This is a genomic window from Candidatus Zixiibacteriota bacterium (assembly GCA_040753875.1).
Lineage (GTDB): Bacteria > Zixibacteria > MSB-5A5 > GN15 > FEB-12 > DATKJY01.
Map to the genome: position 1 here is coordinate 1 of JBFMDV010000029.1, position 12,967 is coordinate 12,967.

Below are 12,967 nucleotides of genomic sequence, written 5' to 3' on the forward strand. Positions count from 1 at the left end.
CAGCGGATCTGTTGCGAACTGCCCGGCGTTTGCGAGCGAATAGCATAGCTTCACTCGTCATTCATTCGGCCGCCCTGGGGGAGGACGCCAGGACGGCCGAACCCGTAGACTTGAGCACCATCTAATCCTACCCTTCAAATTCCCCTTGTCACACCGCCGCCGGCATGCTTATTTGGGATGAGACAGTCCATATTGAGAGGTTATGACGGAAGAATCAATTAAACGCCAGTTCAGCCGCCTGCTTGACCAGATCGTCAGCGAGGAACAGAGTTTCCATCGCCGGCTTTCGGCCATGCGCCTGGACCAAAGCTCGCTCGAACAGCAGCATGAGCGATTGGTGGCCTATTATGGTGAGAAGCACAATCACGTGCGGCTGAAAGAGCTGCATGAGGCGATGTTCAAGGTGCACCGGAAGATCCGCTCGGAACACGAACGGGCCATTCACCTGTCAATGTCTCTGGGGTCCAAAGTGCTTGCCGACATGCTGCCGGAGCCGTTGATCCGGGCCGAACTGGAACAGTTGGAGCTTCTGTTGTCGCAGATGCGCTCCGACCACGAGCTACTGGAACGGGAGCGAAAACAGATCCTGACCGAACACGAGGCCTGTGTCCGCCAATTGAATTCGACCGCCTAACGGCTGATGATCCCCTTATAGACCAGGTACGGGATGACGATATACAGGATCGTGTCACGTATCAGATAAAACAGCACGAACGCCAGCACGAACTTCCAGCCAAGCGCCCGCACTTCGCGCCATGTCTTGGGAAACCTCAGGAATCCTCGCCAACCACGGCGGTTCGGTCCTCGCTTCGAGACAGCCTCGACCGTCGATTCTTCTACCGGATTGATTTCAGACACGTCTACCTTCCATCAGAGAATGACAACCGCAAACCCGTGAGAAAGTTTCCGGCGAGTCATCGTGCCGTACTTGGGATGAAACCGGACCGGGCGACCAGTGTTACAAGAACAATAGTGCAACCAGGCCCTTCGCGGGCTCGTTAATAACCAGACAGACGGGCAACATAAGGACGAATTCGTGCGCACATTTTTCCCCATCATTTTTTCGGCCGTAGTTATCCTGATCTTCGGGCTGCTGGCCGTACTGATGCTTCGCCTTTTCAATCGCACCTGGTGGGCGCGCCCTCGGATTCGGCGGCTGGCTTGGTCGCTCCCCCTGACCGGTTTTGCGATGGTGTCCGTGTGGGGGCTGGGCGAATACCTGGCCAAGGACTGGATATCGCTTCCCGCGGCATTGATCGCCATGCTGGTGTTCATTTTCGAGATGGGATTGATGCTGTCATTGCCGGTCTCGGGCCTTCTGCACTTTCTGAACACGGTGCTCGACTGGATCGGCAAGCGTCATCGCCGCAGACCGGCCCCGGCGATCGACCACGGGCGGCGTGTTTTTCTGAAAGGTGTTGCTGCCGCCACGCCCCTGATCACCCTGGCGACCGGAACCGGCGGCCTGGTGCGGGCATTTGAGCCGGTGCGCATTCCGCGCAAAGAGTTCTTCTTCGAAAATCTGCCGCCGGAACTCGAGGGATTCAAAATATGGCATGTCTCGGATATCCATCTGCGGCACTACGTGACGCTCGACCATTTGGCGGACGCGGTCGAGCGAGCCATGCCATTGGCGCCCGACCTGGTGCTCGTCACCGGTGACATTGCCGATGATCTGGCGCAGTTGCCCGGAGCGCTCTCAATGCTTCACGAAATAAAGGCCCCGCTTGGCTGTTATGCTTCGCTTGGTAATCACGAATACTTCCGGGGGGTCGGCGAGGTTCGAGACATTTTCGATCGGTCGCCGGTGCCGCTGTTTGTCAACCAGGGAGTGCATCTGCTGGCGAAGGGAACTCCGCTGTTCGTGGGCGGCATCGATGATCCCCGCCGCATGGGGCAGAAAGAAGAGCGCTTTTACGAGATCACCATCGACCGGACCCTCTCGGGATCGCACAACGACGAGTTCATTGTCCTGATGAGTCATCGGCCCGATGCGTTCGATATCGCCGCTGCGCGCGGCATTCCGCTCACCCTGGCCGGCCACACGCACGGGGGACAGATCGGACTGTTTGGCCGCTCCGCGTTCGAATCCTACTGGCAGGATCGCTATCTGTGGGGACATTATATCAACGGACCGAGTCAACTGTACACATCGTCGGGAATGGGACACTGGTTTCCGTTTCGACTTGGTTGTCCGGCCGAAGCGCCGTTCGTGGTGTTGCGAAAAGGTACGCCGATCGCGTCAGGCGGCGTGTGAGTCGAAAAAGTGCTCGCTCAAAAAAGTGCAATTTTTTTTTACATTTTGACAAATTTTTCTTGCGCTAAGTTTTCAAACATTTAATGTTGGCCTCGGACGCAGGGAATAGATGCTTTTCAGGGGAGCATCTGATGTCGTCCGTTGAAAGGGAAAGAAACAGAGCAACACAAACCCCTAAACAACCTTTAACGCTAAAGGAGCAACACATGGCTACGAAGAAGAAAGCAACCAAGAAAGCCAAGAAGACCACTAAGAAGGGCACCAAGAAGGCCAAGAAAACCAAGCCAAGAAGGAAAGCGGCACCCAAGAGGAAAAAAGCGGCGCCAAAGAAAAGAAAAGCGGCGCCACGGAAAAAGGCCGCGAAGAAAGCCCCCAGCAAGCGTAAACCCAATCCGGCGTTTATGCGCGCGATGACCCTCTCCCCTGATCTGGGCGCAGTTGTCGGGAGTTCCCCGATTCCGCGCACAGAGGTCACGAAAAAGCTGTGGGCCTACATCAAGCGCAATGGCCTTCAGGATAGCGTCAATCGTCGCATGATCAATGCCGACGATAAGCTGCAGGCGATCTTCGGTGGCCGCAGGCAGGTCTCCATGTTCGAGATGACCAAGCTTGTAGCCAAGCACATGAAGTAATCGATCTGCACGATGTGACTTCACGACAGGCCGGCTTCTCCGCCGGCCTGTTTTTCTTTTGCTGATGAAATCCGTGCCTTCATGAGACAGGTCCCGCCAGCGTGTAGTTGTAAGTTGGCCAGATTGTGCCTCAGATACTTGGCGGCAGCAAACGAGATCGGCAGTTGAGTTCGACGAAGGCAACCACCACTCGCCGCTACAAAACAGTTGTCTTTTCGCGTCCGACACGTATCTTATCGCGGCTGTGAAATTGTTCACAATACCGACTCCAAAGGAGAGTTTGGCGCGTGTCCATTGTTCGTCCGTTCAAGGGAGTCCGACCCAAACCGGAATTAGCAGCGAGTGTTGCCTGCCCGCCCTATGATGTCCTGAGCACGTCCGAAGCGCGCGCCATGGCGCAGGGAAATCCCAACTCGTTCCTTCGCGTCAATAAGTCCGAACTGGAATTCCCCGACGGCACAGATCCGTACAGTTCGATCGTGTATCAACGAGCGGCGGAGAATCTGAATCGCCTCCGACACGATACCATTCTCGTTCAGGATCCCTCCCCTTGCTTTTACGTGTACCGTCTTACCATGAACAAGCGGAGCCAGACCGGCCTGGTGGCGCTGACCTCGGTCGATGAATATGACCGGGGGATCATCAAAAAACACGAACACACGCGACCCGAGAAAGTGAAAGACCGCGCCAATCATATCATCCAGGTGAATGCCCAGGTTGGTCCGGTGTTCACCGCCTTCCGATGTAACGCGACAGTCGGCGGCATATTTGACAGGATTGCGGCGCAGAAACCGCAGGTCGATTTCACGGCTTCCGACGGTATCCGGCATGAACTCTGGGCAGTGGCCGATGAATACACCATCAAGGAAATAATCGCCTCCTTCGCCGGCCTCGACTATCTGTATATTGCCGATGGCCACCACCGCAGTGAGGCGGCATCTCAGGTGGCGCGCCATTTCCGCGAGCATAATCCGCATCACACCGGCCAGGAGCCATATAATTTCTTTCTCAACGTGCTGTTTCAGGACCGCGAGCTGCATATCCTGCCATATAACCGGGTGGTGAAGGACCTCAACGGCCTGACCCCGTCGCAGCTCCTGGAGAAAGCGGCGGCGTCATTCGAGATCACGCCGTACACACAAGGGGAACTGACCCCCCGACGGGTGCACGAGTTTGGTCTGTACGCCGAGAATCGATGGTACCTGCTGACTGCAAAGCCCGGGACGTTCGACGCCACACACCCTACCCGGTCGATAGACGCCGCTATCCTCTCGGAGAATCTGCTGGCGCCGCTTCTGGGAATCATCAATCCCCGAACCGACAAGCGGATCGATTTCGTGGGGGGAATCCGCGGTACCGCCGAATTGGTGCGGCTGGTCAACTCCGGGAATTATAAGATCGCATTCTCACTCTACCCAACATCGATAGAACAGCTGTTCACGGTGGCCGATGCCGGCGAGGTCATGCCGCCCAAATCGACCTGGTTTGAACCGAAACTTCGCGACGGCATGGTCGTGAATATGCTGACAGATTAGGAAGGCAGGGGACTGATACGATGCTCATTCTCATTTCGGACAAATTCGATAAGGCACTTCCGCAGGTACTGGCCAAGTATGGCGAGGTGACCGACGACAAGAACCGGGTCGCTGAGGCGGACATAATCCTGGTCCGCAGCAAGACCAAGGCGAACAAAGAATATCTCGAGAGCGCACGAAATCTCAAGCTGATCATCCGGGGCGGCGTCGGGCTGGACAATATCGATGTCGAACAGGCGCGCAAGAAGGGGATCATCGTCAAGAATACGGCTGAGGCCTCGACGACCGCCGTGGCCGAACTGGCGTTCGCCCTCATGATCGCGCTGCCCAATAACATTACCAAGGCCGATGCCTCGATGCGCGAAGGGAAATGGCTGAAAACCGAGCTGGAACGAAGCGAGCTGTTCGGCCGGACACTCGGCATTCTTGGTATGGGCAGGATCGGCACGGCGCTGGCGGTGCGGGCGCGGGCGTTCAACATGCGCGTGCTGGCCTGGCACCCGGATGTCTTCTTCTCCGACTTTGCTGAGATCCTTGGCCCCATCGAGGATGTGGTGGCACAGTCCGATTTTGTGTCCGTGCACATGCCGGCGCTGCCGGAAACGCGGGGCTTCGTGAACAAGAACCTGCTGTCGAGGTTCAAAACCGGTGCCTACCTCATCAATACCGGCCGCGCCGAGTGCCTGGTCGAGGAGGATGTGGCTGAGGCGCTCAAGGCCGGCCAGTTGGCCGGTTTTGCCACCGATGTCTGGTACTCCGACCCGCCGGTCAACTCGCCGCTCATACAGGCGCCGAATACGATATTCACGCCGCATATTGGGGCATCTTCGAAGGAAAACATGCTGCGCATTGGCCACGTGGTCGAAATGATCATTGGCGAATACGTAGCTGCACATAAGAAATAGCCGCATGAGTATGCTGTCTCAATTCCGAATGTCTTTGTGAGGCGATAGAAATGGCAAAGAAAGTGTACAATTTCAACCCCGGCCCGGCCATTCTGCCTAAGGAAGTGCTTCAAACCGTTCAGGTAGAACTGCTGGATTACCGCGGGACCGGTATGTCGGTGCTGGAGATTTCTCACCGGTCGGCCGAGTACGAAGAGATCAACAATCAGGCCATGGCCCTGATCCGCGAGATCATGGGACTTGGCGACAATTACAAAGTGCTGTTTGTCGGCGGTGGCGCCTCCACCCAGTTTGCGCTAATACCGCTCAATTTCCTCCCCAAGGGGCAGACGGCTGCCTATGTCGATACGGGTGAGTGGGCCAACAAAGCCATGAAAGAGGCGAAGATCGTTGGGCAGGTGCACCTGGCCGCCTCGACTAAGGAAGAAAAGTACAAGCGGATACCCAAACTCAACGAAATCAGATTCCCTTCTGATGCTGCTTATCTGCACATTACGTCGAACAACACGATCTACGGTTCACAGTGGCACTGGTGGCCAGAAACCGGCACTGTGCCCCTAGTGTGCGATATGTCGTCCGATATTCTCTCCCGACAGCTTGATTTCAAGAAATTCGCGCTGATCTATGCCGGTGCCCAGAAGAACCTCGGACCGGCCGGAGCGACGGTTGTGATTATCCGCGATGATCTGCTGGCCAAAGCCCAGACTGGCTTGAACACCATGTTCCAGTACAAGACCCACGCTGACAAGCTCTCATTGTACAACACACCGCCGGTCTTTGCAGTCTATGTCGTGAAGCTGGTGCTTGAATGGATAAAGAAACAGGGTGGTTTGAAGGCGGTAGAGCGTGTTAACATGGCCAAGAAAGAGCGCATCTATCAGATTATGGATTTGTACCCGGACTATTACCGCGGGACGGTTGACCATGACAGTCGAAGCTGGATGAACCTGACTCTTCGCATGCCGTCCGAAGACCTCGAGAAGAAGTTCCTCAGCGAGGCCAAGGGGGCCGGGTTCGTGGGTCTGAAAGGGCACCGCGATGTCGGGGGAGTGCGTGTGTCACTCTACAACGCCCTTCCGCTTGAAGGGGCCGAACAGCTTGCGGCCTTCATGGACGCCTTCAGGAAAGCCAACTGAGTTCCGGCGATCTTCGCCATCTACACGCTGCCGGGTATCCGCCCGGCAGTTTTTTTTGGCCCAGAGGGTTGCTCACGGGGGGAGTGACTCGTAGATTCATTCAAAGCAACGGCTGCACTGTAGAATGGACTCGCTCAGGCTACATAGGCCCCGCATCTTCCTCGCACTCCTGGTCCTGACAATCATCGGTCTCGCCGGCTGCACCTATGTCTGGCGGAGGGAGTATCGCCTCCCGGGATCGGAAGCAGGTGTGTCAGCCGCCGGATGGAGTATCACCCCCAGGATCATCGCCCGAAATACGTATGACACGTGGCAAGCGCCGGTTGAAGCTCCCAGCGAATTCGCAATTACGTTTCGGGCGGCGATGCCCCGCCCAGCCAGGGGCGATTCCCTACAGGCTATAACCGACCTTCGCATCGACAGCGCCTACGTGACGTTCCGGCTGACCGGAGCGCAGTTGACCTGGCGTTTCAACGAGGCTGCCTGGGTCTCGTATCCTGCAATATCACCCGACACACTTGTCAAGACGTTTCGCGTCGTGCAGAACTTCGGCGAACTGGATTGGCAGACTATTCCGTCGGGAGGCGACACTCTCCAGATCACGCTGTTCACGACCACCCATACCGGGGTGCTGATGTCTATGGCACGTACGTCTAATGCAACCGTGGCGATTGACACCGCTCTTTGGAGGCCGCGGGACGAACCGCCGGTGAACCCTCCACCCGTGACGCTCTGGCTGGAGCGGCGCGACTTTCTTATGGCGGTTCCTGGATTCCGGGTGGGGAGTTAGGCTCCATTCTCCCCGTTTCGGGGAGAGCAGTCGATTCATCAGATTCCGTCATGTGGCCGCCGAACAGGCCTCAGGCGCGACGTGGGCACCAACCGACTGTCACACCCTGTATTTGCTTGACAAGCACAGGGAAATCGGGTTTTATGGCGGATTGGAATTCGGCTTAACCCACTCCAGAAGGAGTCTGTTTGCGCGCTGAAGATAAGACAGCGATAGAATATCGAGACCTGTTTGAGAAAGCCTTTGGCTTCCACGAGCCTGATAAGGTCAAGGCCCTTGGAATTTACCCCTATTTTCACCCCATTCAATCGGCGCCCGGCGATGAAGTGATCGTCGATGGTCACCCCTGTGTGATGGTCGGGTCCAATAACTATCTGGGCCTGGTGAATCATCCGAGGGTGAAGGAAGCTGCCGCAAAGGCTGCCATTGAGTTCGGCTCCGGTTGTACCGGCTCGCGATTTCTCAACGGCACTCTCGATCTGCATCTGGAGCTTGAGCGCCGGCTGGCCAAATTCGTCCACAAGGAACGCGCGCTTGTCTTCTCGACCGGCTTCCAGACCAATCTGGGAACCATATCTTGCCTGGTCGGCAAAAACGATGCTGTCGTTATCGACCGCCAGGTGCACGCCTGCATTGTTGATGGCTGTCGCCTCTCCTACGGCAAGACATACAAGTTTGCGCACAATGACATGAACGACCTGGACCGGGTGCTGGCCAATGTCCGAAACATCAACAGCCGGGGCGGCATACTCATAGTGGTCGACGGCGTCTTTTCGATGGAGGGGGACATTATCAATCTGCCGGATCTGGTGACCACCGCCGAGCGATATGGCGCTCGAGTTATGGTTGATGATGCCCACGCTATCGGCGTGCTCGGTCCGACCGGCGCCGGAACCGCCGAGCATTTCGGAGTCACCGACAGAGTCGATCTTATCATGGGGACCTTCTCAAAATCGTTCGCTTCGCTAGGCGGGTTCGTGGCCGGCGACGCCAAAGTTATTGATTACATCCAGCATACCGCCCGCTCGCTTATTTTCTCCGCCTCCATTACGCCGTCCTCGGCGGCGGCGGTGTTGACGGCGCTCGATATCATCGAAGCGGAGCCTGAACGCCGCGAGCATCTCTGGCGCAACGCCCGACGGATGCAGCGGGAATTCCGCGAGCTGGGTTTCAATATCGGTCACACCGCATCCCCGATCGTCCCGATCGTGGTCGGCGAGGACCTGGACACCTTTGCCTTCTGGAAAGACGTTTTCGACGAAGGTGTTTTCACCAATCCCGTGATAAGCCCGGCTGTGCCCCCGGGGCAGGCGATGATCCGCACTTCGTACACCGCCACCCACACCGATGCTCACCTGGATCGCGTCGTTGAAGTCATAGCTGCCGTAGGACAGCGGCGCGGGCTTATTCCATAGTGCCATGAGCAGTATCGAAGTCGTCGAAGTCGAAACGCCGGCGCAACTGAACAGCTTCATCAACTACTCCAACGAGCTGTACCAAAACGAACCGAACTACGTGATGCCGCTCACGGTGGAGCGTAAGGAATTTTTCTCGACGGAGAAGAACCCGTTCTATCGGATTGCCAAGGTCAAGCTCTTCCTCGCCATGCGGGACCGGACCGTCTGCGGCCGTATCGCTACCTGCATCAATTACACCCACAACGACTACCACCACGAGAAAGTGGGTTTCTTCGGGTTTTTCGATACGCCTGACGACAGTGAGATTGCGTCGAAGTTGCTGAAGGTCGCCATGATTACCCTCAAACGCGAGGGGATGGAAAAGATGCGCGGCCCGATGAATTTCTCCACCAACCACGAGATCGGTTTTCTCGTGGAGGGATTCGACCGTCCTCCGGCCGTCATGATGACCTACAATTATCCGTACCAACCGCAATTGGCCGAGAAGTTCGGGCTCAAGAAAGTCATGGACCTGCTGGGGTTTATCCTGACCAAAGAGACCCCCATTCCGGAGCGGATCCTGAAAGTTACCGAGCGGTTTCAGTCGCGCTCACAGATCACGCTCCGCCCTTTGAACATGGCCGATTTTGACAACGAAGTGAAACGGATCAACGCGGTGTACAATCAGGCCTGGGCCCCCAATTGGGGGTTCGTACCGATGGACGAGACCGAGTTCTTCTACATGGCCAAAAACCTACGGCAGATCGTCGATCCGCACATGGTATTCATCGCCGAACATGAGGGAAAGCCCGTGGCCTTTTCCATCGCCGTGCCGGATATCAACCAGGCCCTGATATATCTCAAGGGGAAACTGTTTCCGTTTGGTCTGGTCAAGCTGTTCTGGCACACGAAAATCAAGAACAAGGTCAACGGGGTGCGGTTGATAACAATGGGCGTCATTCCGGAGTTCCAGAAACGCGGCGTCGACATGATGCTGTTTGTCAACACGTATCAGACTGGTGTCAAGCGCGGCTATACCTGGGCCGAGCTGTCCTGGATTCTGGAGACGAACGAACTCATGTGTCGCGCTGCCGAGGACATGGGGGCGAAGGTATTCAAGAAATATCGCATCATGGAGATGCCGCTGTAACCGGGAGGAGCTCGGAAATCATGCACCGGTACTCATTACGCGCTCTTTCGTTTCGCCGACCTTCTCTCATACTGATAGCGCTGGCCTTTGTTTTCACCTCCTGCAAAACCGAATCCGGAAAAATCGAAGACCTCAAAGCTCGTGGCCAAAAGGCGTTCCTCAACTCGCAGTACAAAGAAGCGCGCGAGTCGTTCCTCAAAGCACTGGCGATCAAACCCTCCGACCGCGACCTGCTCTATTTCACCGGCCTTTGCTACAAACGCGACTATATCTATGATTCCGCCCTGTTATATCTCAAGCGGGCCGATATCCTCTATCCCGGGGACCGCGAGATCAATCTCGAGGTCTACAGTGTTGCCGTGGCCACCAAGAGTTGGAAGGAGGCGGTAGGAGCGATTATGGTGCTGGTCAGCACCGGTGACCCGCTCGAGATCTATCTCGAACAACTGACGCAAATGTATGTTCGCCTCGACGAACCCTTGAATGTCGTCTACTACCTCCGCAAACTGGTGGCGTCGCGCCCTGACAGCGCGCTGCATTACCTGCAACTGGCCAACGCGCTGTTGGTGGTTGAGTCACTCGATGTCGCCGTTGGCGTGATTGACTCCGCCGTTGCTCGATTCGGCCCGCGCAACGAATTGGTGGCCACCCGCGCAACTATCGCCGCCTATCAGGGGAAATACGACGAAGCTGAGAAGGTGTACCGCACTCTGCTTCTGACCGACAGTACGCGCACCCCGCAGTACAAGCTGAACCTGGCCAACGTACTGTCACTGCAGAGCGAGAAGGCGAAGAAGCGCGAGGCGCTCGAGTTGTACAAAGCGGTTCGCAACCAGGTCGACGCCGTCTACCGGATCGACTCACTCATCGACACCCTCGAAAAAGAACTCCGCTAAAGACCTCATGCAATTGACCCACCCCAAGGGGTACCCCACCGCTTGCGGTGGATGAGTCCTTCTCATTACCAGGGCATTCTTTTCGTCGTGTCGGTTCCTGCGCTATCGCATCCGGCGATAGCGTGTGAACCGACACATCGGTATTTCTCCCCACATCCAAATAAGAACGCCGGCCATTTTTGGGATGCGCCGGCGTTTTGGTGATCCGCCCCAGGTCGCGGTCCGGAGCAGACCGTGCTCTATGGTTAGAGCATGTTACATTCCGCCGTGACCCCCGCCGTTACCGCCAGGAGTACCGCCCGGCCGATGCAGCATGCCTCCGAAATCTTCGGGACGATCTCGATACTGATCCCCCGAGCCTTCGCCCATGCCGTCGGGATGGTTGTCAGCATCAAAATCCGGACACCCAATTTTCCAGCGCCCCATCATGAAGCCAAGCCGGCCGACCTCTGAACTCATGTAGTGACCTTTGATCACACCGATCAGGTTGGCGCTACCGTCGAACAGCCCACCGCGGAACCAGCCGCCCGCGCGCAGCATGGCAATGGCGTCCGCGTGGTAATTGGGATGCTCACCCCAGTAGCCGCGCATCAAACCTTCGAATCGTCCTTCGGTGTCGATCCATTTTCCGTAGAAGACTTTCTTGCCCGAATCGTTGAGACCGAACTTGCCGTCGAATGTGCCGTCAATCCAGCCGTTGCGCGACATCCAGAGACCGCGGAATATTCCCTGTCCCGTGGAGTCAAACCCCCAGGTGCCGACAAGGAAACCGCGCGGACACGGAATGCGGTCGAAACGGTTGGCATAGAACGCAACCTGATTGGAATCAGCCAATTCGACGATCGTATCAAGCTTCACCAATTCAGGCAATGTGAACGCGCGAGTATACGGACCGGTCTCGAACGTGAGCGTCACCGGAAGCGGGAACAGCGTGTCATACACGACTACGCGAATGGTGTCGCCAAGGGAGTCGATAGTGATCGTGACGCTGGAGTCGAGCACCGGGCGCTGCGGCGGCACGAACAGGTCCACCGCGAGACCGTCGAAATGCGGACGGGTGCGTGAAACCCAGCTTATCACCTTGCGGTCGGTGCGCGGAAGAATTGAGTCGTGGTCTTCGAACCTGATGACCCGCCGAATAACTTCGGCACCGCGAGAAAGGGTCAATGAACCATCCCACGTGGTCCAGTCGGCCTCGGTGGAATCAAAGCGCAGATGTCCCCACAGCACGCGCAGGTGATAAATGCCTGCATTCGGGTCGCGTAATAGGGAATCGATAACCGGAAGGTTGGCCATTGAATCATCATAGGAAACTTCGGCGGACGCCTCGGCCGTGAGGGTCGGGTCGCCGAACCCGGGAGCTTCGTTGCTCGTGGTATAGCCGCCGAACTGGGCGGAAACGTCGGTTGTCTGATTCGGCTCGCTCGGGTTATTCGAGCAGCCGACCGCCCAGAGCACGATTGCCGGGGCCGACATCATCAAAAACAACTTTCGAATCATGGCATCTTCTCCTAAAGAGAAAGTGGTTTTTCGCGATCTGTTTTAACGACATCTTGGGAGAAACAACCTCCGTGCCACGCTCCGCCAGCTAGCGTTAAGTGATTGATTCCAAACGTATTAGCGGGTCCCACCCGACCCTCGAGACCATCGATTACCCGTACCATCCGGTACAGTTGCCCCCAAACGGGCGGACACACCGGCCGTTTAATTGGGTTCGTTTTTGCGCCTCCGAGTCGCTAAGTGGTTATATGACAACAAGCGATTGGGTTCGTTTTGTCATTCTTTGTTTTTTCGGCGCTGCCGTCCTCCGTACGGCTACTTCGGCGCACACAGTTATCTTCAAAGGAAGTCTTGCGAACAGGATCAGTGGGGAATCGGAGGGGAAAATGGGGGGCGGGGTAAATCAAACCGTTTGCAACTGCGGGACTGAGAGCGACTGCGCACTACCCGAGGGCCTCGCCTAAAACCTGTACAACCTAGTGTAGTGTTTCATAATTGTATTGACATTTGATTTGAACTTTGATATTTTGGCCAGCGATGAATATCGCCGAGTTCTTGTAGGTCAAAACCCCAACGTTGGCGATTTGTTGCGAGGGGTTTTGACAATTGATGCCCGGGGTGTCAAGACCCCCACCCACTTCAGAGTTCTTGTAGGTCAAAACCCCAACGTTGGCGATTTGTTGCGAGGGGTTTTGACAATTGATGCCCGGGGTGTCAAGACCCCCACCCACTTCAGAGCCCATGAAGGGGTCTTGACCTACACTGACTA

Annotated in this window: 13 protein-coding genes; 10 read left to right on the forward strand and 3 right to left on the reverse strand. The window is 56.4% G+C overall.

The features are described 5' to 3' along the window. Positions 1-202 precede the first annotated feature (202 nt). On the forward strand, positions 203-634 hold the full coding sequence (locus AB1644_11105; protein MEW6051590.1) for a hypothetical protein: 432 nt from the start codon (positions 203-205) through the stop codon (positions 632-634). On the opposite strand, the gene AB1644_11110 is transcribed toward AB1644_11105, so the two are convergent. After that, positions 631-858: a hypothetical protein gene (locus tag AB1644_11110; protein ID MEW6051591.1), complete on the reverse strand. Its 228-nt coding sequence runs from the start codon at positions 856-858 to the stop codon at positions 631-633. The two genes, AB1644_11105 and AB1644_11110, sit on opposite strands and share 4 nt — an antisense overlap. Positions 859-1,036: 178 nt before the next feature. Between AB1644_11110 and AB1644_11115 the strand changes: the two genes are divergently transcribed. The 9 genes from AB1644_11115 (at position 1,037) to AB1644_11155 (ending at position 10,698) form a co-directional block, all read left to right on the forward strand. Continuing rightward, on the forward strand, positions 1,037-2,257 hold the full coding sequence (locus AB1644_11115) for a metallophosphoesterase (protein MEW6051592.1): 1,221 nt from the start codon (positions 1,037-1,039) through the stop codon (positions 2,255-2,257). A 206-nt stretch (positions 2,258-2,463) separates the two neighbouring features. Next, entirely contained in the window at positions 2,464-2,889 is a 426-nt protein-coding gene (locus AB1644_11120; protein MEW6051593.1) for an SWIB/MDM2 domain-containing protein, read from the forward strand. Positions 2,890-3,176: 287 nt separating this feature from the next. Next, entirely contained in the window at positions 3,177-4,424 is a 1,248-nt protein-coding gene (locus tag AB1644_11125; GenBank protein MEW6051594.1) for a DUF1015 family protein, read from the forward strand. Between the two features lie 20 nt (positions 4,425-4,444). Beyond that, positions 4,445-5,329 (forward strand): NAD(P)-dependent oxidoreductase, encoded by an 885-nt coding sequence (locus AB1644_11130; GenBank protein ID MEW6051595.1) that lies wholly within the window; start codon positions 4,445-4,447, stop codon positions 5,327-5,329. A 50-nt stretch (positions 5,330-5,379) separates the two neighbouring features. Further along, a complete protein-coding gene (serC, locus tag AB1644_11135; GenBank protein MEW6051596.1) occupies positions 5,380-6,465 on the forward strand; it encodes a 3-phosphoserine/phosphohydroxythreonine transaminase in 1,086 nt (361 codons plus the stop codon). 124 nt (positions 6,466-6,589) lie between these two features. Continuing rightward, positions 6,590-7,255 carry a hypothetical protein gene (locus tag AB1644_11140; GenBank protein ID MEW6051597.1) on the forward strand — a complete coding sequence of 222 codons (666 nt, stop codon included), beginning with the start codon at positions 6,590-6,592 and terminating at the stop codon, positions 7,253-7,255. Positions 7,256-7,443: 188 nt separating this feature from the next. Continuing rightward, the gene (locus AB1644_11145; protein ID MEW6051598.1) at positions 7,444-8,670 is read left to right on the forward strand and encodes an aminotransferase class I/II-fold pyridoxal phosphate-dependent enzyme; all 1,227 of its coding nucleotides are present in this window, start codon (positions 7,444-7,446) and stop codon (positions 8,668-8,670) included. 4 nt (positions 8,671-8,674) lie between these two features. Next, a complete protein-coding gene (locus AB1644_11150; protein MEW6051599.1) occupies positions 8,675-9,802 on the forward strand; it encodes an N-acetyltransferase in 1,128 nt (375 codons plus the stop codon). Between the two features lie 20 nt (positions 9,803-9,822). Further along, entirely contained in the window at positions 9,823-10,698 is an 876-nt protein-coding gene (locus tag AB1644_11155; protein MEW6051600.1) for a tetratricopeptide repeat protein, read from the forward strand. Between the two features lie 255 nt (positions 10,699-10,953). Here the strand turns inward: AB1644_11155 and AB1644_11160 are convergent, their stop codons facing one another. Continuing rightward, the gene (locus AB1644_11160) at positions 10,954-12,198 is read right to left on the reverse strand and encodes a hypothetical protein (protein MEW6051601.1); all 1,245 of its coding nucleotides are present in this window, start codon (positions 12,196-12,198) and stop codon (positions 10,954-10,956) included. Positions 12,199-12,674: 476 nt separating this feature from the next. Next, positions 12,675-12,967 (reverse strand): hypothetical protein (locus AB1644_11165; protein MEW6051602.1); only part of this gene is annotated, 293 nt, incomplete at its 5' end.

Bases quoted from the DNA above. Each gene is read 5' to 3' on its own strand.
- AB1644_11105 (MEW6051590.1), top strand. From the start codon at position 203: ATGACGGAAGAATCAATTAAACGCCAGTTCAGCCGCCTGCTTGACCAG.
- AB1644_11120 (MEW6051593.1), top strand. From the start codon at position 2,464: ATGGCTACGAAGAAGAAAGCAACCAAGAAAGCCAAGAAGACCACTAAG.
- AB1644_11130 (MEW6051595.1), top strand. From the start codon at position 4,445: ATGCTCATTCTCATTTCGGACAAATTCGATAAGGCACTTCCGCAGGTA.
- serC (MEW6051596.1), top strand. From the start codon at position 5,380: ATGGCAAAGAAAGTGTACAATTTCAACCCCGGCCCGGCCATTCTGCCT.
- AB1644_11140 (MEW6051597.1), top strand. From the start codon at position 6,590: ATGGACTCGCTCAGGCTACATAGGCCCCGCATCTTCCTCGCACTCCTG.
- AB1644_11150 (MEW6051599.1), top strand. From the start codon at position 8,675: ATGAGCAGTATCGAAGTCGTCGAAGTCGAAACGCCGGCGCAACTGAAC.
- AB1644_11155 (MEW6051600.1), top strand. From the start codon at position 9,823: ATGCACCGGTACTCATTACGCGCTCTTTCGTTTCGCCGACCTTCTCTC.
- AB1644_11160 (MEW6051601.1), bottom strand. From the start codon at position 12,198: ATGATTCGAAAGTTGTTTTTGATGATGTCGGCCCCGGCAATCGTGCTC.